This is a genomic window from Micromonospora sp. NBC_01405, assembly GCF_045040155.1.
Classification (GTDB): Bacteria; Actinomycetota; Actinomycetes; order Mycobacteriales; family Micromonosporaceae; genus Micromonospora.
Genome location: NZ_CP109532.1, coordinates 4,560,173 through 4,585,077 on the forward strand (window position 1 = coordinate 4,560,173; position 24,905 = coordinate 4,585,077).

Below are 24,905 nucleotides of genomic sequence, written 5' to 3' on the forward strand. Positions count from 1 at the left end.
GTGATCAGCAGACCGGCCCGGGGCCGGCTGGCCCGCTACGGCTTCGGCACCGCCGACGGCGGCTCCCGGGCCGCCGACCTGCTCGGCCCGGCCGGGCTCGGCCTGTGGCGGCCGGAGGAACAGGAGCCGGTCGACGAGCGGGCCGCCGAGCTGCTGGCCGCGCTGTCCCGGGCCGCCGACCCGGACCTGGCCCTGCGCCAGCTGCACCGCCTCGCCGAGGCCGAGAGCCGCGCGGCCGGCAGCACCGGCGGCGGCGGATCGACGGCTGCGCGCCGGGCCACGGGTGCCACCGGAGGAGGCGGCGGGCCGACGGACCCCGCGCGCCGGGCCACCGGCGAGCCCGCCGACCCGGCGCTGCTGGACGCCCTGCACGCCGACCCGGGGCTGCGCCGGCGGCTCATCGCCGTGCTCGGCGCGTCGTCGGCGCTCGGCGACCACCTGGTGGCCAACGCCGGCCAGTGGCCGGTGCTCGCCACCGACCCCGACGGGCTCGCCCCCGCCGCCGAGGGCCGGCTGGACCTGACGGCCGCGGCCCGGGTCACCGCGTCCGCCCAGCCGATCGCGGTGCTGCGCCAGGCGTACCGGCTGGCCCTGCTGCGGATCGCGGCGGCCGACCTGACCGGCGGTCGCGCCCTGGAACAGACCATGGCCGCGCTCTCCGCGCTGGCCGACGCCACCCTCGGCGCGGCCTACGACATCGCGGTGGGCGAGCTGCCCGAGGGCACGCCACGGCCTCGCCTCGGCGTGGTGGCGATGGGCAAGTGCGGCGGCGGCGAGCTGAACTACGTCTCCGACGTCGACGTGATCTTCCTCTGCGCCGAGGACGACGAGCTGCCGGCGGCCACCACGGTCGCCACCCGGCTGATCCACATCTGCGGCCTGGTCGCCTGGCCGGTCGACGCCGCGCTGCGCCCCGAGGGCAACCGGGGCCCGCTGGTCCGCACCCTGGCCAGCCACCTGGCGTACTACCGGCGCTGGGCGCGCACCTGGGAGTTCCAGGCGCTGCTGAAGGCCCGCCCGGCGGCCGGCGACCTGGCGCTGTCCCAGGAGTGGATCGACCAGCTCGCCCCGCTGCTCTGGCGGGCCGCCGAGCGGCCGGAGGCCGTCGAGGACGTTCGCTCGATGCGCCGCAGGATCATCGACAACATCCCGCCGAAGGAGCTGGACCGCGAGATCAAGCGCGGGCCGGGCGGGCTGCGCGACATCGAGTTCGCCGTCCAGCTGCTGCAACTGGTGCACGGCCGGGGCGACGAGGCGCTGCGGGCACCCGGCACCATCCCCGCCCTGCGCGCACTGGTGGCCGGTGGCTACGTCGGCCGGGCCGACGGCGAGGCGCTGCTGCGCGGGTACCGCTTCCTGCGCGGCGTCGAGCACCGCCTCCAGCTCCAGGGCCTGCGCCGCACCCACACCGTGCCGGCCGACCCGGCCGGGCTGCGCTGGCTCGCCGCCGCGCTCGGCTACGCGGCCACCCCGGGCCGCAGCGCCGTCGAGGAGTTCCGCGCCGAGTGGGTCACCCACGCCACCGAGGTACGCCGGCTGCACGCCAAGCTGCTGTACCGGCCGCTGCTGGAGTCGGTGGCCCGGGTCCCCGCCGACGGGCTGCGGCTCACCCCGGAGGCGGCCCGGCACCGGCTGGAGATCCTCGGCTTCGCCGACCCGGCCGGGGCGCTGCGCCACCTCCAGGCCCTCACCGGCGGGGTGAGTCGCACCGCCGCCATCCAGCGCACCCTGCTGCCGGTGCTGCTCAGCGAGTTCGCCGACGCGCCCGAGCCGGACCGGGGGCTGCTCAACTACCGGAAGGTCTCCGACAAGCTGGGCGGCACCCCCTGGTACCTGCGGCTGCTGCGCGACTCCGGCCCGGTGGCCCGCCGGCTGGCCCGGGTGCTCTCCTCCTCCCGGTACGCGGCCGACCTGCTGGCCCGGGAGCCGGAGGCGCTGCGGCTGCTGGCCGAGGAGAACGAGCTGACCCCGCGCCCCCGCGAGGTGCTCTGCGAGGGCTTCTCCGCCGCCGCGGCCCGGCACACCGACCCGGTCGAGGCGACCCGGGCGGTCCGCGCCCTGCGCCGCCGGGAACTGGTCCGGATCGCCTGCGCCGACGTGCTCAGCCGCGCCGGGTCGCTCGCCCCCACCCCGACCCGCCCCGACCCGACCGGGCGGGCCGCGCTCGGCCTCGCCGACATCACCACCGTCGGCACCGCGCTGGCCGGCGTCACCGACGCCACCCTCGCCGCCGCGCTGCGCGCCGCCCGGGCCGCCCGGCCGGCCCCGACCGGGCTGCGGTTCGCGGTGATCGGCGTGGGCCGGCTCGGCGGGTACGAGTCGAACTATCTTTCCGACGCCGACGTGCTGTTCGTCTACGACCAGCCGCCCGGGGCGGAGGAGGGCACGGCCCGCGCCGCCGCTCACGCCATCGCCGAGGAGCTGCGCAGGCTGCTGTCCGCCCCGGCTCCCGACCCGCCGCTCGGGGTGGACGCCGACCTGCGCCCGGAGGGCCGGCAGGGCCCGCTGGTGCGCAGCCTCGCCGCGTACGCCCAGTACTACGCCCGCTGGTCGAAGGTGTGGGAGGCGCAGGCGCTGCTGCGCGCCCGGTTCGTCTGCGGCGACGCCGACCTGGGCGCCGAGTTCGAGACGATGGTCGACCCGGTGCGCTACCCGGCCGACGGGCTGACCCGGGAACAGATCGTCGAGATCCGCCGGATCAAGGCCCGGGTGGAGACCGAACGGCTGCCCCGGGGGGCCGACCCGGCCACCCACACGAAGCTGGGCCGGGGCGGCCTCGCCGACGTCGAGTGGGCGGTGCAGCTCCTCCAGCTCCGGCACGCCGGTCGGCTACCGGCGCTGCGCGGCACGCGTACCCTCGACGCGCTCGCGGCGGCGGCCGAAGCCGGCCTGGTCGCCCCGGAGGACGCCGGTGAGATGGTGGCCGGCTGGACCCTGGCCGCGCAGGTCCGCAACGCGCTGATGCTGGTCCGCGGCCGGGACGGCGACCAGTTGCCCCGGCACGGCGTGGAGCTGGCCGGGGTGGTCCGGCTGCTCGGCCGGGACGACCCGGGCGAGTTCCTCGACGAGTACCTGCGCACCGGCCGCCGCTCCCGCGCGGCGATGGAACGCGTCCTCGACGCCGGGGTCTGAGCCCCGGCAGGGCGGAGCCGCCGGTCAGCGGATCGTGTACCGGCCGGTGGTCGGCACGGTCATCGTCGTCCACTCCCCGGCGCGGGACAGCCGCGCGGGGGGATCGGTGGTCAGCCATCGGCTGTACCGGATCCGGATCGACACGGCCGCCCCGGCGGGAGCCTCGACTGTCATCGAGCCGGCATCATGCCCCGTCAGCATGCCCGGCGGCGCGACCAGCGGCGTCGGGTCGGACACCGCGTAGAGCCGCCAGTGCCGCTCGGACCAGACCTCGGTGAGGTACGGCAGCCCGCCGTCGACCAGTTCCGCCTCCGCGCGCCCCACCCAGGACAGGTCGGCGTCGGGCACGGCGACGTACTGCACGGCGTTGTCGGCCAGCCAGGCCCGGTAGCTCTCGGTGGTCAGCGGAACGCCGGTCCCGGCGGCGCCCGGCACGGTCGTGAAGAAGAGCGGATTGCGGGCGATGTCGGCCTGCCGCAACCAACCCCGCGCCAGCGGGACGTCGCCGAGGAGGGCGGCCTCCCAGTAGTCGCGGGTCGGCGGCACCTCGACCCGCCCGGTGAGCCCACGTCGGGCCAGCTCGGCGCGGAGCGGGGCGAAGTAGGCCGGCTCGGTCGTCGGGCCGCCGACGCCACGCAGGTCGGCCGGCACCACCGGGGGCTGCCACCAGCAGACGGCGGCCAGCAGCGCCGCCAGGGCGGTGCCGGCCGCCCCGCCCCGACGCAGCGCGGCCGGCAGCCGCCAGGTGGCCCGCTCCGGCAGCCGGGCGGCGGCGGCCAGCACCGGCAGCGCGAACATCACCACCAGCCGGGTCGCGTTCAGCCCGACCGGCGTGTGCACCAGCGCGGCGATCAGCACCCCGGCCGCCGACAGCAGCGCGCCCACCCGGACCGGCCGGTACGCCACCAGCGCGGCCACCACCAGGCTGGTCAGGGCCGCCCGCATTGTGTCGGTGCGGCTGATGTTCATCCAGCCGCCCTCGCCGAACAGCAGCCCGGTCACGGCCAGCGGGACCGCCGCGGCGACCCCGAGCAGCAGTCCGTCGCCGTACCGGCGGGTGAGCAGCAGCGCTACCCCGGCCAGCCCGACGAACAGGCCGGCGACCGGGCTGGTCGCCGAGGCCAGCAGCGCTGCGGCAGCGGCCAGCCCGACACGTAGGCGGCGACGGCCCGGGGGCGCGCTCGTCGGCAGGGTGAGCGCGAGCAGCGCGGCGAGCCCGAACGCCACGCCGAGGCCGTAGGTGACCCGGCCGGAGACGAGGTTGCCGGCGATGGTGACCACCCCGACCAGGCCGCCGAGCAGCGGGCGGGGCACCCCGGTACGCACCAGCAGCGCGGCGAACGCCGCCGCCGCGCCCACCAGCGCGAGGACGCCGGTCACCCGGACGCCGAGGACAGCCATCACCGGCGGGGAGACCAGGCTGTAGCCGAGGGGCTGGATGCCGCCGTACCACCGCAGGTCCACCAGGGCGGGGCCGTGCGCGGCGAAGAAGTCGGCGCGGGCCACCTGGGCCGAGAGGTCGGAGCCCATCCTCGGCAGGAGCAGGTACCCCACGCCCAGGACGGCCGCGAACCCGGCGGACACCGCCACCACCGCACCGCGTCGCATGCCCACCTCCGTACCGCGACCACCGTACTGGCAGCATGGCGGGCGTGCCTCACCACCTCGCGCGTTGGACGGGTCTGACCGGTTCACTGCTGCTCGCCGTGTCCGCGTACCTCGGCGGGGCGTTCCCGAAGGGTGACCTGCGCCCCACCCCCGTCAGCATCTGGCAGGGGCCGAACGGGCCGGTGATCATCGCGGCCTGGCTGCTCGGCACCGCCCTGATGGCCTGGGCGTGGTGGTCGCTGCGGGACGGGCCGCCGTCCGCGCGCTGGGCCCTGGTCACCGTCGGGCTCTGGCTGCTGCCGCTGCTGGTCGTCCCGCCGATGGCCAGCCGGGACGTCTACGCGTACGCCTGCCAGGGCGCCAGCTATGCCAACGGGATCAGCCCGTACGAGCAGGGCGTGTCCGCGTTGCCCTGCCCGTGGCTGGACTCCATCTCGTACATCTGGCGGGACACCCCGGCCCCGTACGGGCCGCTGTTCGTGGTGCTCGCCGGGGCGGTGGTGAAGGCGACCGGTTCGCTGACCGCCGCCGTCGTCGCGTTCCGGCTGCTCGCGGTCGCCGGGGTGGCGCTGACCGCCGCCTGCCTGCCGGTGCTGGCCCGCCGCTGCGGGGTCCCCGTCGGGCGGGCGCTCTGGCTGGCCCTGGCCAGCCCGCTCATCGGTGTGCACCTGGTGGCCGGTGCGCACAACGACGCGCTGATGGTCGGCCTGCTGGTCGCCGGTCTGGCCGTGGTGGCCGCCCGGCCCGGGCGGCCCGGCCCGCTGCTGGCCGGCGGGGTGCTGCTCGGCCTGGCCGTATCGATCAAAATCACCGGGTTGGTGGTGATCCCGTTCGCCGCGCTGGCCGCGATGGCCGGGCCGTACCGGATCCGGACCCTGCTCCGTGACGGTGCACCGGTGGTCGGGGGAGCGGTCGCCACGATGGTCGGGGTGACCTACGCCGGTGGCCTGGACTTCGGCTGGATCGGTGGCCTGGAGAGCGGGGGCGACGTGATCGCCTGGACGTCGCCCTCGACGGCGGTCGGCCAGACCGTCGGCTACGTCGCGGTGATCTTCGGAGCGCACGTCGACGCGTTGCCGGTGACCCGGGCCGTCGGCCTGGTCGCGCTGGCCGTGCTGCTGGTCTGGCTCTGGTGGCGGGCCCGCACCCGCGACCCGTTCTTCTACGCCGGTCTGGCGCTGGCCGCCACCGTCGCGTTTTCCCCGATCGTGCACCCCTGGTACTGGATCTGGCCGTTGACGGTGCTCGCCGCCACCGCCCGGCGGGGCACGTGGTTCGCCGGGGTCGCGCTGGTCGGATCATTCCTGGTGCTGCCGGACGGCACCGGCCTGGCCCGGTACACCAAGGTGCCCGGTGCGCCGCTGATGACGCTGTTGCTGATCTGGGTGGTCGTGCGATGGGTACGGTCGGCGAGGGCCGACCGCACCCCGACCCCCGCTGCCGCAGGAGCCGACTGAACCGGGGGTGCGCCGGTGATCGCCCCCCGGTCGATACCTGGCAGGGCCCGCGCGGGCCGGCGGTGCTGGGCTGCTGGTGCTCGCTGACCAGCTGCCGTCCCGTCGACGTTGGGGCGCTCAGCCCCGCTGACTGCCGTCGGAGCTGAGCCGTCCTCGCCGTCAGGGCGGCGGGCCAGGCGATGTCCCGAAGGGAAGCTCGGTTTTCCGGGGGTATGTCCTCGGTGTCCGGGCCGGAGCGGGCACACCATCGCGCGCCTGTGGAGCTGCCCCGTCTGCGCGCCCACCCCGTTCCTGTCTTTGTGCCGGGCGTGTACGTGGCCCGTTGCTGCCTTCATTCGGTGGTATGCGCTCCCCGACCCCGCTCCCCACGGACCGTGCTGCGCCGACTGTGCTGCGCCGACTGTGTTGTGGGCACGCCACATCGGGGTTGCCGGAGGTGCTTGACGGAAAGGGGTGCCACCTCTATGTTTAACCGATAGGTTAATTAACGAGGTGGTTAAGATCGAGCCTACCGATCGACTCAGCGTCATCTTCGCGGCGCTGGCGGACCCGACCCGCCGGGCGATCCTTGCCCGGCTCGCCGAGGGGGACGCCACGGTGACGGAGCTGGCCGAGCCGTTCGCGATCAGCCTCCCGGCGATCTCCCGACACCTGAAGGTGCTCGAACACGCGGGGCTGATCTCCCGGAGCAGGTCCGCCCAGTGGCGCTCCAGCAGTCTCAACCCGGAGCCGCTGCGGGAGGCCACGGCCTGGATGGAGCGGTACCGGCGGTTCTGGGACGCGAACTTCGACCGGCTCGACGCGCACCTGCGGCGGATGCGGCAGGCACAGGCGGCACCCACCGACGACGAGAGCAAGCAATGAGAGAGGACAACGCCATGAGCGAGACCGAAGTCACCGAGACGCTGGTCATCACCCGGATCTTCGACGCGCCGCGCGAGTTGGTCTACCGGGCGTTCACCGACCCCGACCAGCTCGCCCGGTGGTTCGGCCCGGTGGGCTTCTCGGTGCCCCGGGAGACCGTCAGCGTCGACGCCCGGGTCGGCGGCCACCAGCGGTTCGTCATGGTCAACGACGCCGACCCGAGCTTCAGCTCCCCGGTCGACGCCACGTTCACCGAGGTGGTCGAGAACGAGCTGCTCGTCGGCCACGAGGAGGTGCACGGCGTCCCCGGCTTCCCGGACGGGGCCCGGCTGGAGATGCGGATCGAGTTCCACGACGAGGGCGACGACAAGACCCGCCTCGTGCTGTGCCAGGGCCCGTACACCCGGGAGGTCGAGGCGGGCGCCCGGGAGGGCTGGGGCAGCTCCTTCGGCAAGCTGGACGCCCTGCTCGCCCGCTGAACGGGAGCGGTCGCCTCGCCCCGCCCGCCCCCGTCGGTCGGGGCGGGGCGAGGCGACCGATCGTTCAGCGCGCCGCGCCGCAGGTGGGGCAGCAGCCGCCCGCCCGCCCCGGGATTGGCCGGCCACGGCGAGCCGCCAGCGCGAACAACAGCAGGGCCGGGCCGAGCAGGGTGACGGCCACGGCGGTGCCGGCCAGGGCCGCCCAGTACGGGTTCTGCCCGATGAACTGCTCGGCCAGCGCCCGCACCGAGAGCAGGCCGGCTGGGGTGAGCAGCACCAGCAGCGCCCAGGCGCCTCGGGCGTCCCGGCGGCCGGCGAGGGCGAGGGCGAGCACCAACGCGACGATCAGCAGCGCGCCCCCGACGGCGACCAGCGACTCCATGGCGCCGTGGTAGCTGACGTAGCCGCCCTCGGGCGCGAGCCAGCGGACGGCGAGCGCGGCGGCGAGGGCGGCGACGGCCGCCGGGGCGAGGCGGACCCACCGGGGCAGCCGGTCCGGCAGGGCGAGCGCCAGCAGGCCCAGCGCGAGCTGCGGCACCAGCACGGACAGCGGCGGCCGGGGCGCGCCGGTCAGCGCCGCCGCCGGCAGCACGAGCGCGGTGAGCAGCACGGCCAGCCCGATCAGCGAGCGCGCGTGCCGGGCCGGGGCGAGCGCGTGGGTGACGGCGGCGACCAGCCAGGCGGCCCAGGCCACCACGCCCAGGCTGGCGAACGGGCCGAACGTGCGCAGCTGGAACTCCGGGGCCGGCGGGTGCGATTCCAGCACCGACCACCCGGCCGCGAGGGCGGCCGCTGTGGGGAAGGCGAGGACGGCCGCGAGGCGTACCCCGGAAAGCAGGCCGGCGGTGCCGGCGGCCCGCAGCCGCTCGCGGAGGCCGCCGCCCACGAGGTCGGCGGCGTCCGCGAGCGAGGGCCGGCGCCGGCCCTCGCTCGCGAGATCGAGGTACGTTCCGACGAGCTCGGCACCCCGGTCCCGCCGGTACGCCGACGGGTACGCCCACAGCAGCCGCTGGTAGCGGCGCTCCAGCTCGCCCGTGCGAGCCCCTTGGCTCCCGCTCATGCCAGCCCTCCCGCCAGGCGTGCGGTGCCCGACCGGGCGGCAGCCCGGCGGCTCAGCCGGGCGGTGGCCGCCTCGACGTTGCGGCGCAGCCGCTCGGTCTCGGCCGTGAGGGTGGCGTCGCCGGCGGGGGAGAGGCGGTAGTAGCGGCGCAGTCGGCCGTCCACGATCTCCTCCCGATCGACCTGCACAAGGCCGGCGTCGACCAGCCGGTCCAGGGCGCCGTAGAGGGTGCCGGGGCGCAGCGAGACACGCCCGTCGGAGATGGCGGCGACCTCGCCGATCAGCCCGTAGCCGTGCATCGGCTCCCCGGCCAGTGCGGTGAGGATCAGGAACGTTGGTTCGCGCAGCGGTGTGTCCACGCCCTCAATATATCGGACGCGAAGTTATATCGGGGGGCAGTGCATCTGGGGGCGGCGCATCTGGGGGCGGCGCATCGGGTGACGGGCGAAAGACGGCCGGGCCGGCCCCGCGTGCTGCGGAGCCGGCCCGGCCGGTGCTGGAGGAGCGTGCTGACCCGAGGGCTCAGCAGTCGAAGTACATCGCGAACTCGTGCGGGGTCGGGCGCAGGCGCACCGGGTCGACCTCGTTGGCCCGCTTCCAGCCCACCCAGGTGGAGATCAGGTCCGGCGTGAACACGCCGCCGTCGAGCAGGTAGTCGTGGTCGGCCTCGAGCGCGTCGAGCACCTCGGGCAGCGAGCCCGGAACCTGCTTGACCGAGCCCCACTCCTCCGGCGGCAGGTCGTACAGGTCCTTGTCGATCGGCTCCGGCGGCTCGATCTTGCTCTTGATGCCGTCCAGGCCGGCCATCATCATCGCCGAGAAGGCGAGGTACGGGTTGCTCGACGGGTCGGGCACCCGGAACTCGACGCGCTTGGCCTTCGCGTTGCTGCCGGTCACCGGGATGCGGGTGCAGGCGGACCGGTTGCGCTGCGAGTAGACCAGGTTGACCGGGGCCTCGTAGCCGGGCACCAGGCGGCGGTACGAGTTGACCGTCGGGTTGGTGAAGGCCAGCAGCGACGGGGCGTGGTGCAGCAGGCCGCCGATGTACCAGCGGGCCATGTCGGACAGGCCGGCGTAGCCGGTCTCGTCGTAGAACAGGGGCTCACCGTTCAGCCACAGGCTCTGGTGGGTGTGCATGCCCGAGCCGTTGTCGCCGAAGAGCGGCTTCGGCATGAACGTGGCCGTCTTGCCGTTGACCCAGGCCTCGTTCTTGATCAGGTACTTGAAGAGCTGGAGCTGGTCGGCCGACTGGAGCAGGGTGGAGAACTTGTAGTTGATCTCCGACTGGCCGGCGGTGCCGACCTCGTGGTGCGACCGCTCCACGGTGAAGCCGGCGTCGACCAGGCGGCGGACCATGCTGTCGCGCAGGTCGGCGTAGTGGTCGACCGGCGGCACCGGGAAATACCCGCCCTTGTACGGGGTCTTGTACCCGCGGTTGCCGCCCGGCTCCTCGCGGCCCGAGTTCCAGGCGCCCTCGATCGAGTCGATGTAGTAGAACGACTGGTGCGCCGAGGTCTCGTGGCGGATCGAGTCGAAGATGTAGAACTCGGCCTCGGCGCCGAAGTACGCGGTGTCGGCGATGCCGCTCGCGGCGAGGTACGCCTCGGCCTTCTTCGCCACGTTCCGCGGGTCCCGGGAGTACGCCTCGCGGGTGAACGGGTCGTGGACGAAGAAGTTCAGCGCGACGGTCTTCTGCGCGCGGAACGGGTCGACGAAGGCGCTCGCGACGTCCGGGAGCAGGAGCATGTCCGACTCGTGGATCGTCTGGAAGCCACGGATCGACGACCCGTCGAAGGCGAGACCGTCGCTGAAGACGCTGTCGTCGAAGGACTCCACCGGCAGGTTGAAGTGCTGCATCACGCCGGGCAGGTCACAGAAACGTACGTCGACGAACTTCACGTCCTCGTTCTTGAGGTATCGCAGGAGTTCCTCGGGATTGGCGAACACACGTCCTCCTGGCACGTCCACGGGTGGCTGGCTCCTGGCGACGCTATGACCGCGCGGTTGCCCGGCCGTATCTTGAGTGTTTCTGTCGTGTTACGTCGCTCGCGCTGCGTCATCTTCGCCGGTCAGTAGCCATCCGTTGTCCGTTCGGACGATACCCCGCGTGGCCTTGTACCGCAGATTACCGCCTTTGGTCCGATTCGGCGGTCGGTGCCGATCCGACCATCCCGGCGTACCTGACTACCCTTGGCGACTGTGACCACGCCGCAGCAGCCCGCGCCCCCCGCCACCGACCCCGGTTTCGTCCCGCCCACCCTGGGCCGTCGGTTCGGCGCCCTGGTGATCGACTGGGTGCTCTGCCTGCTGGTGTCCTACTTCTTCGCCGACCCGGTCCGCGACGGCTGGGCCCCCGTCGTGGTGCTGATCGTCGAGTACGCCCTCTTCCTCGGTCTGTTCGCCCAGACCCCCGGCATGTACATCACCCGGATCCGCTGCGTGTCCTGGGCCGACGGCGGCCGGATCGGGCTGACCCGCGCGCTGCTGCGCGGCATCCTGCTGGCCCTGGTGGTCCCGGCCCTGATCATGGACGAGCACCGCCGCGGCCTGCACGACCGCCTAACCGGCTCGGCCATCACCCCCGCCCCCCGCCCCTGACCACCCCGCCCCCACCAGGGACACCCCCGTCCCACCTCGCCCTGGGGCCTGACCCCCCCGCCCACGGAAAGAGCGCTATTTCACGGAAAGAGTGGCCTCCCAGCGCCGGGAGGCCACTCTTTCCGTGAAATAGCGCGTCTTGCAGGGCCGGGCGCGGGTGCGCGGCCCTGCGGGGTCGGGGGTTAGCGGCCTCGGGTTTGGCGGAAGGCACCGCGCTGTGGGCGCATGTTCTTCGGGATCGCGCCCTTGGGCATCTGTGGGCGGGCGGTGAGCGCCTTGAGCCGCTTGTCGAGGGCGTTGACGTCCTTGCCGCTGAGGCTGCGCGGCAGCCGCATCAGGGTCATTCGCAGCTTGCGGATCGGCAGTTCACCCTCGGCCTGGCCGATCACGTAGTCGTAGAGCGGGGCGGAGCCGATGACCTTGGTCAGCCGCCGCTTCTCCTGCCCCAGCAGGCCGCGGACCCGCTGCGGGTTCCCCTCGGCCAGCAGGATCACGCCGGGGCGCCCGATCACCAGGTGCACCATGTCCATCTGGGTGGTGGCGCTGACGGCGGGGGTGACCCGCCAGTCGCCCCGCATGTTCTCCATGATCTGCGCCGCCGCGCCGGGTTGCCCCTCGGCGGCGTTCATCATCGCCTTGTTGGATCGCAGGTTGAGCACGATCAGCGCGGCGAGGAGGGCGATCAGGATGCCCAGCGGCAGCCAGAACCAGCCCCAGAGGATCACCGCGACCACGGTCAGCGCGAGCGGGATCAGCACCGCGCCGGCGGTCAGCGGCGCGAACCACCGGTCCTGCTTGGCGGTGAACTGGAACACCATCCCGATCTGCTTCAGCCGCTGGCCGAACGAGACCTTCTCCTGGGGCTTTGCCATGTCGCAGAGTCTAGTGGTCGCCGTACAACGGGGTTGATCCGCGCCCGGTGCTCCGGCCGGTCAGGATCGGCGGGGCAGGACCGGCGCGGCGCGGCCGGTGCCGTGCCGGCCGGTGGACCCGGCTGCCGGGGGGCCGTCGGCCTGCTCGTGGTACTCCTCCTCGACGTTGACCGTCCACACGTCGTGCTCGTCGCCGTCGAGGATGTTCTCCACGGTCAGCATCGCGGTGAGCATCGAGTGGTCCTGGTTGTTGTAGCGGTGCATGCCGTTGCGGCCGACCGGGTGCACGTTCGGCACCGCCTCGGCGAGCCAGGCGCGGACGGTCTCCACGGCCTGCTCGTACCCGGCGTCGTAGAGCGGGTACGCCTTCGGCATCCGGACCACGTACCCGGCGGAGACCGCACCGGCGTCGACCAGCCCGAGCGCCTCCAGTTCGGCGGTGCCCAGGGCGATCAATTCGTCGTCGGCGGCGTCCCACAGGTCGTCGCCGACGTCGACGAAGTACTCCAGCCCCAGGCAGGTGAACCCCTCCCGCACCAGGTACGGCGACCAGGAGCCGAAGTTCTGCACCCGGCCGACCCGTACCCCCGGGGTGTGCACGTAGATCCAGTTGTCCGGGAAGCCGGCGGCGGCCGGCACCACCAGGGCCACGGTGAGGAAGTCGCGGTGCCGCAGGGCGTCGGCGGCGGCCAGCACCTCCGGCGGCGCGGGCGGGTCCACGGCCCGGACCAGCGCGGGCAGCGGCATGCTGCTGATCACGTGGTCGGCGGCGACCCGGCGCGTGCCGCCCGGCCCGGCCACGGTCACCGCGACCGCCCGGCCGTCGGCGCGGTGCACGGTCGCCGCCCGGGCCCTCAGCGTCACCACGCCGCCGGCCTCGGTGACCAGTTCGGCGCAGCGTTCCCACATCATCCCCGGGCCGAGCCTGGGGTACTGGAACTCCTCGATCAGGCTGGTGATGTCGGCCCGGGCCCGGCGGGGCAGCAGCGCGTTGCGCACCGCCCCGGCCAGCGACAGGTTGCGGATCCGCTGGGCCGCCCAGTCGGCCTGCAACTCGGTGGCCGGGATGCCCCAGACCTTCTCCGTGTACGTCTTGAAGAACATCCGGTACAGCCGGGTGCCGAAGCGGGCCGACACCCAGCCCTCGAAGTGGCTCTGGTCCGCAGGCGGTCGCATCCGCGCCCACAGGTACGACCCGACGCAGCGGACCGCCTCGACGATCCCCAGGTTGCCCAGCGCGTTGCCGGCCCGCAGCGGGTAGTCGAACAGTCGGCCCCGGTAGTGGATCCGGCTCATCCGGGGGCGCAGCAGGAAGTCGCCGTCGGGCAGCACCTCGTGCCAGAACGCCTCGACCCGGGCCACCTTGGTGAAGAACCGGTGCCCGCCGATGTCGAACCGCCAGCCGTCCCGCTCGACGGTGCGGCTGATCCCGCCCACCACGTCGTCCGTCTCGAGCACCTCGACGGGGGCGTTCCGCCTCGTCAGTTCGTAGGCGGCGGTCAGGCCGGCGGGACCGGCACCGATGATCACCGTATGTGGCAGGGGCATGACTAAATTCACCATCTTCGACGTCTGACGGCAAGTGCCGCCCCGCAGGATGGGACGTCTGGCCCTCGAACGCGCGGAATCTAGCACGCGTGAGGCCGCCGCACCGGCCCCGAACGGCCGACGGTCAGGAGCCCGGCAGCCAGATCCGGCAGCCGTCGACCGTCACCAGGCGCATCCCGCCGGGTCGGCCGGGCAGCTCCCGGTCCGACCCAGCGCGGCGCGGCTCGTGGCGGTGCCCCGTTCGGAACGGCCATGGTGCCGGGCGGCCGAGGCCCGTCCGACGCGCCGCGGGTCAGGCGCGGACGGCGTCGCGGGCGTCCAGCGCCTGCCGGTAGAGCCGGCCGGCCCGGTACGACGAGCGCACCAGCGGACCGCTCATCACCCCGGCGAAGCCGATCTCCTCGGCCTCCTCGCGCAGCTCCACGAACTCCTCCGGCTTGACCCAGCGGGTCACCGGGTGGTGCCGGGGCGTCGGGCGCAGGTACTGGGTGATGGTGATCAGCTCGCAGCCCGCCTCGTGCAGGTCGCGCAGCGCCTGGGACACCTCGGCCCGCTCCTCGCCCATGCCGAGGATGAGGTTGCTCTTGGTGACCAGGCCGTCGGCGCGGGCCTGCCGGATCACGTCCAGCGAGCGGTCGTACCGGAACGCCGGCCGGATCCGCTTGAAGATCCGGGGCACCGTCTCGACGTTGTGCCCCAGCACCTCCGGGCGCGAGCCGAAGACCTCGGCGAGCTGCTCGGGGACCGCGTTGAAGTCGGGGATCAGCAGCTCCACGCCGCAGCCCGGCTGGAGGGCGTGGATCTGGCGGACCGTCTCGGCGTACAGCCAGGCGCCGCCGTCGGGCAGGTCGTCGCGGGCGACACCCGTGATCGTGGCGTAGCGCAGGCCCATCGACACCACGGACTCGGCCACCCGGCGCGGCTCGTCGGCGTCGAACTCGGCCGGCTTGCCCGTGTCGATCTGGCAGAAGTCGCAGCGCCGGGTGCACTGGTCGCCACCGATGAGGAAGGTGGCCTCCCGGTCCTCCCAGCACTCGTAGATGTTGGGGCAGCCGGCCTCCTGGCAGACGGTGTGCAGCCCTTCGCGCGAGACGAGCCCGCGCAGCTGGGTGTACTCCGGCCCCATCTTGGCCTTGACCTTGATCCACGGCGGCTTGCGTTCGATCGGTGTCTCGGCGTTGCGCGCCTCGATCCGCAGCATGCGCCGCCCCTCGGGGGCGACCGTGGCGGTACGCGCAGCGGGGCTGGTCGTCGGCTGCTCGGTCGGGGGCGTCGTCGGCGCGAAGTGCTCGATCGTCACGAATCGAGCCTACGCCGGACGGTCGCTGTCGATGGACGTGAGGCGACGGCCGTCACCCCCTGATCTCTGTGACGCCGCCCACCGCCACCGCCGAAAATCCCGTTACCCGCCCCCGCGCAGGGTGCTAGCTTGCGGCAAAGCTGTGACGGAGCCGAGTAGCGCGACGCCCCGCCAGTCGAGAGAGCCGCCGAACGCTGCGAGGCGGTCTGGCGTCGGCGCGCGAAGACCCTCCCGAGCTGCGGGAAGAACGGCGTGCGCGGCGGCCCTGCCGGCGCCCGCCCAGTAGAGCCCGCCCGGTTGGCCCCGGTCATCAGGCGACGACGAGGCCCCCGCGCGAGCGGGGGCGAAGGTGTGGTGGCACCGCGAGGACCCGCTCGCCCACACCTCCCGGGGCTGAGGCGACGCTTCGCCGCCCTGCAGCGGCGAAGGCGTTGCGATTGATCGAGGAGCAGCCCACCGTGCAACGCATCCTGTCCACCCAGCTCCCCGCCCACGCCGGCGCGACCGTCCGGGTCGCCGGCTGGGTGCACCGCCGCCGGCTGCTCAAGTCGGTGACGTTCCTGATCGTGCGGGACGCCGCCGGCCTGACCCAGGTCGTGGTCACCGACCCGGCCGTCCGCGCAACCGTCGAGGCGCTCACCGAGGAGACCGTCGTCGAGGTGGTCGGCACGGCCACCGCGAACCCGGCGGCCCCCGCCGGGGTCGAGCTGACCGACCCGACGGTACGACCGCTCGGCCCGCCCGCCGTCCCGCCCCCGTTCGACCTGTACCGGCCGGCGCTGACCGCGAGCCTGCCCACCCAGCTCGACCACGCGCCCGTCGCGCTGCGCCACCCGACCCGCTCGGCGGGGCTGCGGATCTCGGCGGCGGCGGTGGCCGGCTTCCGGGCCGCCCTGGACGCCCGCGACTTCGTGGAGATCCACACCCCGAAGGTGGTCGGCTCGTCGACCGAGTCCGGCGCGAACGTCTTCGCGCTGGACTGGTTCGGCCGGCCCGCGTACCTGGCCCAGTCGCCGCAGTTCTACAAGCAGCTCATGGTGGGCGTCTTCGAGCGGGTGTACGAGGTCGGGCCGGTGTTCCGGGCCGAGCCGCACGACACCGTCCGGCACCTGGCCCAGTACACCTCGCTCGACGCCGAACTGGGCTTCGTGGCCGACCACCGCGACGTCATGGCCGTGCTGCGGGACACCCTCGCCGGGATGCTGGCGACCGTGGCGGACCGGGCCGGCGCCGCCCTGGCCACGCTGGGCGTGACCCCGCCCGAGGTGCCGGCGCGGATCCCGGAGGTGCACTTCACCGAGGCCCTGCGGATCGCCGGCGCCCCGGCCGACGAGCCGGACCTAGCCCCCGCCCACGAGCGGGCGCTGGGGGAGTGGGCCCGCGCCGAGCACTCCTCGGAGTTCGTCTTCGTCACCGGGTACCCGATGGCGAAGCGGCCGTTCTACACCCACCCCGACCCGGCCCGGCCGGCGTACTCCAACGGGTTCGACCTGCTGTTCCGGGGGCTGGAGCTGGTCACCGGCGGGCAGCGCCTGCACGGGTACGACGACTACCTGGCCGCCCTCGCGGCGCGCGGCGAGCCGGTCGGACCGTACGCGGGCTACCTCGACGCGTTCCGGCACGGCATGCCGCCGCACGGCGGTTTCGCGATCGGGCTGGAACGCTTCGTCGCCCGCCTGGTCGGCGCGGCCAACGTCCGCGAGGTCACCGCGTTCCCCCGCGACCTGCACCGGCTCACCCCGTAGCCGATGTGCCCGTCCCGTCGAACCGGTGGGACGGGCACATCCGCTGGTCCCGGCGTTACGGGCGGCCCGATCCTCCCGGTTGGTGCGGGCGGCACATCCGCTGGTCCTGGCGTTACGGGCGTGGTCGGCAACGTCGGCGGCTTCCTCCGCCGGCTGGACAGCCGCCCGGCCCGGCTCGCGCACGTGTGGAGCTGGGAGCCGGCCCGCTACGCCCTCGCGGTGGCGCTCGCCGGTGGCACGGCGACCGCCGTCGGGATCGGTCACCCGTACTGGGCCATGGTGGCGGCGGTCGCCCCGCTCAGCGCCCGGGGCCGGGGCGCCCAGCTGGTGCGGGCCGGGCACCGGGTCCTCGGCACCCTGCTCGGCCTGCTGACCAGCGTGGCACTGCTCGCGCCGAAGCTTCCGGCGGTCGCCACCGTGCTGGTGGTGGCGGTGCTCCAGATCGTCACGGAGCTGCTGGTCGGGCGCAACTACGGTCTGGCCCTGTTGTTCGTCACGCCGATGGCGCTGCTGATAGGCCAGCTCGCGGCGGCCCGCCCGGTCTCGTCGCTGCTGTTCGACCGGGGGGTCGAGACGGTGATCGGCGCCGGCATCGGTGTCGCGATCATCCTGTGCGGGCCGTGGCTGCGGCCCGGCATCCGGAGCACGTCGTAGCGCCCGCCGGACGGGACAGCCCCGGCCAAACCGGCCCGGCCCCGGCCCGGCAGCCAGAACAGCGGGGTCGGGCCGAGCCGACTCGGCCCGACTCGGCCCGGCCCGGCTGGGAGCCGAAACTCCGGGACCCGGACCGGGACCGACTCGGCCCGGCCCGGGAGCCGGGGCCCGGGGTCAGGCTGGGCCGAGGAGGTCCCACGGGTTTCCGGTGATGTCGCGGAAGACGGCGACCCGGCCGTACGGCTCGGTGCGCGGCGGTCGGAGGAACTCGACGCCCGCGTCGAGGAGGCGGCGGTAGGTGGACTCGAAGTCGTCGACCCGGAGAAAGAAGCCGACCCGGCCGGCCGTCTGGTCGCCGACCGCCGCCTCCTGCCGTTCCCCGTCGGCGCGGGCCAGCAGCAGGCCGGTCTGCGCGCCCGGCGGGCGGACCACCACCCAGCGCTTCTGGCGGCCGTCGGTGGTCAGCGCGGGGGAGTCCTCGACCAGGTCGAAGCCGAGCAGCTCGGTGAAGAAGGCGATGGCCGGGTCGTACTCGGCGACGACGAGGGTGACGAGATCGATCTGCATCCGCCGAGGGTAGGTGCCTCAGGCGGTCAGGGTGGGCAGGTGCCGCTCGACGACCGGCAGCACGTCGGCGACGGTGACCGGGCGGCCCAGCTCCGCGGTGAGCGAGGTGACCCCGGCGTCGCGGATGCCGCACGGCACGATCCGGTCGAAGTACGCCAGGTCGCAGTCGCAGTTGATCGAGAAGCCGTGCAGGGTGACTCCCCGGGCGACCCGGATGCCGATGGCGGCCACCTTGCGGGCCGGGCCCTTCGCGTCCTCGGGCACCCAGACGCCGCTGCGTCCCTCGACCTGGCCGGCGGCCAGCCCGAACTCGGCGCAGACGTCGATCAGCAACTGCTCGGTGCGGCGCACGTACGCGACCACGTCCACCGGGTCGGGCAGCCGCACGATCGGGTACCCGACGAGCTGCCCCGGGCCGTGCCAGGTGATCTTGCCGCCCCGGTCCACGTCGACGACGGGGGTGCCGTCCATCGGCCGGTCCCACGGCTCGGTGCGCTTGCCCGCGGTGTAGACGCTCGGGTGCTCCAGTAGCAGCACCGTGTCGCCGCGCTCGCCGGCCACCACCGACTCGTGCAGCCGCCGCTGCTCGTCCCATGCGGCCTGGTAGTCGAGCACCCCTGCACGTACGGCGGTCAGCCCCGGAATCGTCGCGGTCACGCCACCACCCTAGACCCGTACCCGCCGGTCACCTGCGGTGAGCCGGCTCACCACCCGCCCACCCCGCCCCGCCCACCCCACCCACCCCGCCGCGCCCACCCCGCCCCCGCCCGCCCCGCGCGATCTTGCAGTTACGGCCCCCGGGGTGCCCTTTTCACGCCTTTCGCCCGGGCCCGAAGTGCAAGATCGCGGGAGGAAGGGGACGGGGGTCAGGGTGGGGGGATCTTCCAGAGCCAGACGTCGTCCACGCGTTGCGGGGGGCCGAGCAGGGCGGTGGCGGTGCGGCGCAGGGCCTCCTCGTCGAGGTCGTACTTGGCGCCGTGCACCCGGTCGGCGAGGATGACCACCTCGACGCCCCAGTACCGCAGGTCGGCCAGGGACTCCTCGATGCTGCCCTCGGTGATGATCGGCACCAGCCCGGTGCTGCCGGCCTGGTCCATCAGGGTGTCGAAGGTGCGCGGCGGCGGGCCGATCCGGCCCCGGCCGTCGGGGCCGCCCGGGCCGAGGAAGAACCCGGCCGGGATGCGGAACTCGCCCTGCCGGTGGGCCAGCGCGTACGCCTGCCAGCGCTGCCCGTCCGGGGTCACGTCGAGGGTCAGCGGCAGCGGGGTGAGCACCCCGCCCGGGGAGACGTACTGTCGCCAGGTGCCCGCCGTGATGAACGCCGGCACCGGCTCGCGGACGCTGGTCAGCAGCGGGGTGGGCAGCAGCGGCAGCAGCGCCGCCGCGAAGCCGAGGCCCCAGGCGGCGGACGCGGCGCGGTGCCGGGGCGGGTCTGCCCGCAGCCGGTCGACGGTGTACGCCAGCAGCAGCCCGATCACCGGGGCCACCACCAGGGCCAGCCGGGACGGCAGGGCGGCGTTGACCACCGGCAGGTTGTCCAGCAGCAGGAACGGCAGTGGCCGGTCGGTGCGCTCCCCGTGCCACGTGGCACGGGGGCCCCAGGACAGCACCGCGAAGACCACGCCGGTGACGCCCAGCGCCCACACGGTGGCCCGACGGGCCCGGTCCCGCCGCCACAGGTAGCCGAGGCAGACGGCGGCGAGCAGCAGCAGCGGCACCCCGAAGAACGAGTTCTCCTCGGTCGGGTTGGGCGCGAGCGAGGTGCCCCACCCGGCCTCGCCGGCCAGCGACCGGCGCGGGTACGCACCGAACGCGGCGATGTCCTCGGAGTGGATGATCGGGTCGAAGCCGGTGCCGTGGAACCGCTGTGGCCCGGCGAAGTGCAGCCACAGCGGGTACGCCAGCAGCACCCCGGCGGTCAGCGCGGTGACGCCCAGCCCGCGCAGGAAGCTGGGCAGCGCGGCCCGGGCGGCGGCCCGCCGGCTCGGGTGCAGCGCCCAGACGGGCAGGAAGACGCCGAGCGCCAGGGCGGTGAAGAACAGCCCCTCGGCGGCGATGGAGAAGGCCACCGCGACGGCGACGCCGAGCATGATCCCGTCGCGCAGCCAGTGCGCGGTGCGGCGCAGCGCGAACAGCCGCCAGACCAGCAGCGGCACCAGCCAGCCGGCCGTCCAGTTCAGGTGGGCGTTGGCGTGCGACACCATGCCGGGGGAGTACGCGACGAACAGCGCGCCGATCGCCGCCGCGAGCCGGCTGTGGACGAACTGCCGGGACAGCAGCAGGTACCAGGCCACCGCCGTGGCGGCCAGGTTGAGGGTGAGGATCACCAGGAACGTCGCCGGCGGCCCGACCAGGTACGTCAGCGGGGCGAACACCGCGGCGTACACGGTGATCGAGGTGTTGACCGCGAGGTTCACCCCGTCGGGGACGTTGATCAGGTACGTGAACAGCGGGTTCTCGCCGTGGGTGAGCGCGTGCCCGCCGAAGGCGAGCAGCCACTCGAACAGCGCCTGGTCGCTGGAGTTCACGGTGATCGCCCGCTGGTCCGGGTCCCGCCACAGCCCGCTGGTCACCCAGACCGCGAGCGCCAGCGCCACGAGGACGACGACCAGGTCGGCCCGCCGGTCGCGGCTGCGAACAGGGGCGGCGGCGGGGGCGGGCGTCGGTCCGGTGGCCGGGGACGGGGAGGACGGCACACAGCGGACGTTACCAACCGGACCTGGGCACGCCGGTCAGACACGGTCCCTTGGTCGCGGCCCTTCCGCCCGCGCTGGTGTCCCTCGACGCCCGCTGCGCCGGGGCCGGGCGGCGGCGGGCGGCTGCTCAGTCGCGCAGGGCGGCATGCAGGGCACCCGGCAGGTCGGGGTGGTGGTAGACGAAGCCCGCCCGGGTCAACACCCCCGGGAGGACCCGGGCGCTGGTCAGCGCCTCCTGGGCGAAACCGCCGAGGGCCGCCTTGAGGGCCAGCGCCGGGATCGGCACGATCGCGGGGCGGTGCAACTGGCGGGCCAGCTCCCTGGTGAACTCGGCGTTGGTGACCGGGGCCGGGCCGACCCCGTTGACCGGGCCGGCCACGTCGTCGCGGTCCAGCAGGAACTGCGCCACGCCCAGCCAGTCGGCCATCGAGATCCATGGCAGCCACTGCCGGCCGCTGCCGAGTCGCCCCGCGACGCCCAGCTTGAACGGCAGCAGCTGCGGCTTGAGCAGCCCGCCGTCGCGGTGCAGCGGCAGGCCGGTGCGCAGCCGGACCACCCGTACCTCGGCGTCCTCGGCCGGACGGGTGGCCGCCTCCCAGACCCGGCAGACGTCGGCGAGGAAGCCCTCGCCCGCCGGGGCGTCCTCCTCGACCACCCGGTCGCCCGTGTTGCCGTACCAGCCGACGGCCGAGGCGTTCAGCAGCACCGCCGGGCGGTCGGCGGCCGGCATGCCGGCGATCGTGATGGCCAGCGTGGTGGTGGTGTCGACCCGGCTGGACCGGATCAGCCGTTTGTACGCGTCGTTCCACCGCTTGTCGCCGACGCCCGCGCCGGCCAGGTTGACCACGGCGTCGGCGTCGGCGACCACCGCCGGGTCGAGCTGCGCGGCGGACGGATCCCACCGTCGCTCGTCGGGGGTACGCGCCGCCCGCCGGACCAGGCGGGTGACCTGGTGCCCGTCGGCTTTCAGGCGGTCGACCAACCGGGTGCCCAGGAAGCCGGACGCGCCGGCCATGAGGATGCGCATACCCCCATCTTCGGGCACGCGACCCCGATCGGACGCGGTGAGCGGGATGAAGGAGCTTGGCTCACGACGCCCATAGTGTTGTTTCGTTGCCTGGACGACACCGGTACGCCGAGCGGGTCGAGGAGCAACTACGACTGCTCCAGGGCCAGTACGACCACCTACGCGAGGAGATCCGCTTATACGACACGCCTCGCGGACAGGCCTCAGCCGGCGTCGACTGAGTCCCATCGCTTGGCTGTCTCGTCCACGTCGGCGACCAGGCGGCCCCAGCTCGCGAGCCCGACGACGCCACCGGTCGGGTCCAGGCGTTCCAGCAGTTGACGGCGGTGTTGGTTGAACCGTTTTACCATCGCCTCTCGGCGGCGGCCGGTCTCGTCTGCGGCCTTCACCAAGCAAGTGCGGAGAACGTCCTTGGGGTTGGCGATCGACTCGATCTCGTGGGCCTTCGGTAGGCCCAAACTCATTCGCCCTCGGGGATTCCCGGCGACCTGACGGATCGCGACTTCGTCGAGCAGAAGCCATGCTTCGGTCATCCGAACCGGAATGACGGGTACGAGCTGTGCGGCCCCACCGACGGGCTGCACCGCCGCCCTGATCTCCTGCTGCCGAGCATGGTGTCCGGCGTTGTCTGCGTCACGGTGGACGACGATCAGGTCGACCGGGCCGCCGACGAGCTTCAGCCCAGCGTCAACTCGCGAGCGCACGTCCTTCGACACCTTGTTGAACAGGGAGAAGTCCGGCTTGCTGAGGCGGACCGTGACGCCACGGTTGAAAAATAGTGCCTCGATGATGTCCGCTAAGGGGAGATCTGAGCTGCCCTCCGAGACGAAGAGCCCGGAGTAGGACCGCATGCTCATGCGATCAGATCCAAGGGAAGCCGCAGTTGAGCGCCGGCCGGTGCCGCAAGGTAGGCGACCACATCCGCCTTCGAGAACGTGGGGCCGCCAGTCGATGCTCGCCAGGTCTCGGCGTACGGAAGTAGCGACAGCGATCGGGTGATCGTGCCGCTCGGCCCCGAACGAGGGCGGACATCTGCCAGCAGTAGATCTGCGGGATCACAGAGCTGGACTACCCAGGGGGAGTGTGTGTTGACGATGACCTGTCGGAACGGGTTGGCTTCGGCGGGAGCATTCCTCGCGTCCACGGCGAGGTCACGGACCAGCTCCAGCATCGCGGGGAGGTTGGCGGGATGAATCCCGTTCTCAGGTTCCTCCATGCAGATCAGCCCGGTGAAGGTAGGGTCCTCAAGTAGCACACAGAGGGCAAGGAATCTCAGCGTTCCTTCAGACAGTGCCCGGGCTGGTAAACGCAGATCGCCTCGCTCCTCAAGGAAGAGCGTGAACACCTCGCGTACCTGATCCAGTTCGACCGAGACGCCCTCGACTCCGACACCGACGAGGTCGGAGAGCCGGCCAGCCACCCGTGCATAGACGGCCTCTGGGTTGCCTTTCTGGTCTTCCCCTCCGGATTCGTTGGCGATGCGGTAAAGCGTCGCGGCCAGGTGTCGGCCGTCGGGGCCTAGTGATCGCGAAGCGGAGAAGCCGTCGGGGGTGCGCAGGGCCGACGGTTCCAGAGCCAGGCGTCGCCAGCTCTGCATCTCGCGACGTGCTGCCAGAATCGTCGGATAATCGTTGGTGGCAACAGTGCTGAGGACGGTGCGGCCAGCTCGAGCTGCCGCTCTCGGCTGCGGTTTACCACGGCTCCCGCCGTCACCATGCACGTTGATGACGGTCCCGGTCTCACGCTGCTCGGTCGACAGGAAGGGGCCTCCCCGCCGCTCGCCGCGCAAGACGGCGCTGCGGAACTTGCCTGCGTTGTGCGGGAAGCGGAGATGTTTGGGCGCCTCGCCGCGGGTGATGTGTCGCAATTCCTCGCCCAGCAGCCTCAACCGGCCGATGCTGCCCTCTTTGACCGGGGGATCGAAGCCGAGGACTACCTCGTACCGCAAGAACGTGGTACTTGCTTCCGCTGGGGTGCCCAGGTCATCCTCAACCTCAGCGGGAACGATCATCTCTGCGGCAAGCTTGATCTGGTGCTGATGATCCCGGTAGCCGTCCCAGAAGAGATCGCGAGGGTCTCCACCTCGTACCCCGGAGGACCCGCGTACCCGCTGAGAGGCCTCGACGAGGGTATCGCTGGCCAGGTAGGAAAGGAACTCGATCGCATCGAATATGTTCGACTTGCCCATGCCGTTCGCTCCGGCAATGCAGGTGAACGGGCCGAAATCGATACCTACGTCGAGCAGGTTCTTGAAACCCTGCACCTCCAGCCGCGTGAGCATGGTCAGAGCTTAGTCACGGGGGCTGTTACCACCTAAGCCGCCTCGGCGCGGCGTTCGTCTTGCCGCATCTTGGGATCTCGGTCATACCGTCCGAGGGGGATCCTGAGTGCTGTCTTGCAGGCGCGCGCCGCCTCATGCCCTGGTTCGCTGGCGGTCGGGCGGTCGGGCGGCCGAGATCCTCAGGCTGTCGGCCGGTTTGATCGACTGTTATCGGTTGCTTCAGGTTCGGCGCTGGCTGCCCTGCGTGTCGTGCCGTCTGACCGGCGGACGCGGGCCCACGCCAGGAACCGGTCGAAGAGTTGCCCCGGCTCCGGGGCGTCGTGCGGGTTGAGGGTGTACAGGTGGCCGGTGGCCTCGTGCAGCAGCCCGGCGAGGTGGATCAGTAGCGCGGTCCGGTCGTCGGCGTACTCCCGGAGCAGGGTGAGCCGGGCCGTGGCGCACGGCCAGGGGGCGGCGCAGGCCCGGCAGAGCCAGAGCGGGCGTAGCGGCAGGTGCCGGCCGGTCCCCGTCACCACCGACCGCCATCGTTGCGCCGGTTCCGCGCGCCCGGCCCGGCGAACCCGTCCCGCCAGCGGGCGTTGCGCGGCGGTGGGGCCGGCGGCTCGGTGGGCGGGGTCGCGTGCCGGTCCGGGCACGCCGTCCAGCGCAGGCCGCACGAGCACCAGCGCCGCCATCCGCGCCAGGTCCGCCGGTGGCGCGGGCCGAGGGGGATCGGCGCCGCGCCGCGCTGCCGGCCCGGCCACCTCACCGCCACCCCTGGGGTACGCGGAACCGCTCCCTGTCGATCGTTGAGTACACGCCTTCCCGCCCTTCCTCGCCGGATCGGTGGGGTGGCACCCGGCCGACCGGGGGATGGTCGACCGGGTGCGTCCTGGCCAGGACAACCGGCTCCGGGTTGCAGACCTGGGAGCCAGCCGCCGCCAGCTTTACACAACAGGATGTGTAAAGCAAGGAAGAGCTGGTCCTTACTTGTTGTGGGTAGTAGTTCGTGGTCGAATGGCGGTGCAGACCTGGGAG

21 protein-coding genes are annotated in these 24,905 nt (G+C 73.2%); 7 read left to right on the forward strand and 14 right to left on the reverse strand.

The features are described 5' to 3' along the window. Window positions 1-3: 3 nt before the first annotated feature. Window positions 4-3,132 (forward strand): bifunctional [glutamine synthetase] adenylyltransferase/[glutamine synthetase]-adenylyl-L-tyrosine phosphorylase, encoded by a 3,129-nt coding sequence (locus tag OG559_RS20010; protein WP_405116811.1) that lies wholly within the window; start codon window positions 4-6, stop codon window positions 3,130-3,132. A 24-nt stretch (window positions 3,133-3,156) separates the two neighbouring features. On the opposite strand, the gene OG559_RS20015 is transcribed toward OG559_RS20010, so the two are convergent. Continuing rightward, window positions 3,157-4,740, reverse strand: a complete 1,584-nt coding sequence (locus tag OG559_RS20015; RefSeq protein ID WP_405105866.1) for a hypothetical protein — start codon at window positions 4,738-4,740, stop codon at window positions 3,157-3,159. Window positions 4,741-4,784: 44 nt separating this feature from the next. On the opposite strand from OG559_RS20015, the gene mptB reads away from it, so the two are divergent. The 3 genes from mptB to OG559_RS20030 all read left to right on the forward strand — a co-directional run bounded on the left by mptB (window position 4,785) and on the right by OG559_RS20030 (window position 7,540). Further along, window positions 4,785-6,197, forward strand: coding sequence for a polyprenol phosphomannose-dependent alpha 1,6 mannosyltransferase MptB (mptB, locus tag OG559_RS20020; protein ID WP_405105868.1), 1,413 nt, complete (start codon window positions 4,785-4,787; stop codon window positions 6,195-6,197). Window positions 6,198-6,689: 492 nt separating this feature from the next. Continuing rightward, window positions 6,690-7,061, forward strand: a complete 372-nt coding sequence (locus OG559_RS20025) for an ArsR/SmtB family transcription factor (RefSeq protein WP_405105870.1) — start codon at window positions 6,690-6,692, stop codon at window positions 7,059-7,061. A gap of 14 nt (window positions 7,062-7,075) precedes the next feature. Then, complete coding sequence (locus OG559_RS20030) at window positions 7,076-7,540, forward strand: SRPBCC domain-containing protein (RefSeq protein ID WP_405105872.1); 465 nt, start codon at window positions 7,076-7,078, stop codon at window positions 7,538-7,540. 64 nt (window positions 7,541-7,604) lie between these two features. Here OG559_RS20030 and OG559_RS20035 read toward each other — a convergent pair whose 3' ends face one another. The 3 genes from OG559_RS20035 to glnA form a co-directional block, all read right to left on the reverse strand. Beyond that, entirely contained in the window at window positions 7,605-8,600 is a 996-nt protein-coding gene (locus OG559_RS20035) for a hypothetical protein (RefSeq protein ID WP_405105874.1), read from the reverse strand. Continuing rightward, on the reverse strand, window positions 8,597-8,959 hold the full coding sequence (locus tag OG559_RS20040) for a PadR family transcriptional regulator (RefSeq protein WP_405105876.1): 363 nt from the start codon (window positions 8,957-8,959) through the stop codon (window positions 8,597-8,599). Before OG559_RS20040 ends, OG559_RS20035 begins: the two co-directional genes overlap by 4 nt. 163 nt (window positions 8,960-9,122) lie before the next feature. Next, window positions 9,123-10,547 (reverse strand): type I glutamate--ammonia ligase, encoded by a 1,425-nt coding sequence (gene glnA / locus OG559_RS20045; protein ID WP_405105878.1) that lies wholly within the window; start codon window positions 10,545-10,547, stop codon window positions 9,123-9,125. Between the two features lie 252 nt (window positions 10,548-10,799). Here glnA and OG559_RS20050 point away from each other — a divergent pair, with 252 nt between their 5' ends. Beyond that, window positions 10,800-11,198, forward strand: coding sequence for an RDD family protein (locus OG559_RS20050; protein ID WP_405105880.1), 399 nt, complete (start codon window positions 10,800-10,802; stop codon window positions 11,196-11,198). Window positions 11,199-11,380: 182 nt separating this feature from the next. Here OG559_RS20050 and OG559_RS20055 read toward each other — a convergent pair whose 3' ends face one another. From OG559_RS20055 to lipA, 3 genes are all read right to left on the reverse strand, one after another. Then, window positions 11,381-12,070, reverse strand: a complete 690-nt coding sequence (locus OG559_RS20055) for a DUF4191 domain-containing protein (protein WP_405105882.1) — start codon at window positions 12,068-12,070, stop codon at window positions 11,381-11,383. Window positions 12,071-12,130: 60 nt separating this feature from the next. After that, the gene (locus OG559_RS20060; RefSeq protein WP_405105884.1) at window positions 12,131-13,618 is read right to left on the reverse strand and encodes an NAD(P)/FAD-dependent oxidoreductase; all 1,488 of its coding nucleotides are present in this window, start codon (window positions 13,616-13,618) and stop codon (window positions 12,131-12,133) included. A gap of 292 nt (window positions 13,619-13,910) precedes the next feature. Then, window positions 13,911-14,918, reverse strand: a complete 1,008-nt coding sequence (lipA, locus tag OG559_RS20065) for a lipoyl synthase (protein ID WP_396671048.1) — start codon at window positions 14,916-14,918, stop codon at window positions 13,911-13,913. A 458-nt stretch (window positions 14,919-15,376) separates the two neighbouring features. Between lipA and aspS the strand changes: the two genes are divergently transcribed. Next, window positions 15,377-16,663: an aspartate--tRNA(Asn) ligase gene (gene aspS, locus OG559_RS20070; RefSeq protein ID WP_405116813.1), complete on the forward strand. Its 1,287-nt coding sequence runs from the start codon at window positions 15,377-15,379 to the stop codon at window positions 16,661-16,663. A gap of 120 nt (window positions 16,664-16,783) precedes the next feature. Beyond that, complete coding sequence (locus OG559_RS20075) at window positions 16,784-17,317, forward strand: FUSC family protein (RefSeq protein WP_405105886.1); 534 nt, start codon at window positions 16,784-16,786, stop codon at window positions 17,315-17,317. A 174-nt stretch (window positions 17,318-17,491) separates the two neighbouring features. On the opposite strand, the gene OG559_RS20080 is transcribed toward OG559_RS20075, so the two are convergent. The 7 genes from OG559_RS20080 to OG559_RS20110 all read right to left on the reverse strand — a co-directional run bounded on the left by OG559_RS20080 (window position 17,492) and on the right by OG559_RS20110 (window position 24,403). After that, window positions 17,492-17,884, reverse strand: coding sequence for a VOC family protein (locus OG559_RS20080; RefSeq protein ID WP_405105888.1), 393 nt, complete (start codon window positions 17,882-17,884; stop codon window positions 17,492-17,494). 18 nt (window positions 17,885-17,902) lie between these two features. Then, the gene (gene lipB, locus OG559_RS20085; RefSeq protein ID WP_405105890.1) at window positions 17,903-18,541 is read right to left on the reverse strand and encodes a lipoyl(octanoyl) transferase LipB; all 639 of its coding nucleotides are present in this window, start codon (window positions 18,539-18,541) and stop codon (window positions 17,903-17,905) included. Between the two features lie 209 nt (window positions 18,542-18,750). Beyond that, window positions 18,751-20,580, reverse strand: a complete 1,830-nt coding sequence (locus OG559_RS20090) for a DUF2079 domain-containing protein (RefSeq protein ID WP_405105892.1) — start codon at window positions 20,578-20,580, stop codon at window positions 18,751-18,753. Between the two features lie 127 nt (window positions 20,581-20,707). After that, window positions 20,708-21,607, reverse strand: coding sequence for a TIGR01777 family oxidoreductase (locus OG559_RS20095; RefSeq protein ID WP_405105894.1), 900 nt, complete (start codon window positions 21,605-21,607; stop codon window positions 20,708-20,710). A gap of 203 nt (window positions 21,608-21,810) precedes the next feature. Further along, on the reverse strand, window positions 21,811-22,464 hold the full coding sequence (locus OG559_RS20100; protein ID WP_405105896.1) for a hypothetical protein: 654 nt from the start codon (window positions 22,462-22,464) through the stop codon (window positions 21,811-21,813). Continuing rightward, entirely contained in the window at window positions 22,461-23,888 is a 1,428-nt protein-coding gene (locus tag OG559_RS20105; protein ID WP_405105898.1) for an AAA family ATPase, read from the reverse strand. Before OG559_RS20105 ends, OG559_RS20100 begins: the two co-directional genes overlap by 4 nt. Window positions 23,889-24,067: 179 nt before the next feature. Then, the gene (locus OG559_RS20110; protein ID WP_405105900.1) at window positions 24,068-24,403 is read right to left on the reverse strand and encodes a hypothetical protein; all 336 of its coding nucleotides are present in this window, start codon (window positions 24,401-24,403) and stop codon (window positions 24,068-24,070) included. Between the last annotated feature and the right edge of the window lie 502 nt (window positions 24,404-24,905).

Excerpts from the sequence above, each read along its gene's own strand:
- OG559_RS20015 (WP_405105866.1), bottom strand. The coding sequence starts at position 4,740 with ATGCGACGCGGTGCGGTGGTGGCGGTGTCCGCCGGGTTCGCGGCCGTC.
- OG559_RS20030 (WP_405105872.1), top strand. The coding sequence starts at position 7,076 with ATGAGCGAGACCGAAGTCACCGAGACGCTGGTCATCACCCGGATCTTC.
- OG559_RS20035 (WP_405105874.1), bottom strand. The coding sequence starts at position 8,600 with ATGAGCGGGAGCCAAGGGGCTCGCACGGGCGAGCTGGAGCGCCGCTAC.
- OG559_RS20055 (WP_405105882.1), bottom strand. The coding sequence starts at position 12,070 with ATGGCAAAGCCCCAGGAGAAGGTCTCGTTCGGCCAGCGGCTGAAGCAG.
- OG559_RS20060 (WP_405105884.1), bottom strand. The coding sequence starts at position 13,618 with ATGCCCCTGCCACATACGGTGATCATCGGTGCCGGTCCCGCCGGCCTG.
- OG559_RS20080 (WP_405105888.1), bottom strand. The coding sequence starts at position 17,884 with ATGCAGATCGATCTCGTCACCCTCGTCGTCGCCGAGTACGACCCGGCC.
- OG559_RS20095 (WP_405105894.1), bottom strand. The coding sequence starts at position 21,607 with ATGCGCATCCTCATGGCCGGCGCGTCCGGCTTCCTGGGCACCCGGTTG.
- OG559_RS20100 (WP_405105896.1), bottom strand. The coding sequence starts at position 22,464 with ATGAGCATGCGGTCCTACTCCGGGCTCTTCGTCTCGGAGGGCAGCTCA.
- OG559_RS20105 (WP_405105898.1), bottom strand. The coding sequence starts at position 23,888 with ATGCTCACGCGGCTGGAGGTGCAGGGTTTCAAGAACCTGCTCGACGTA.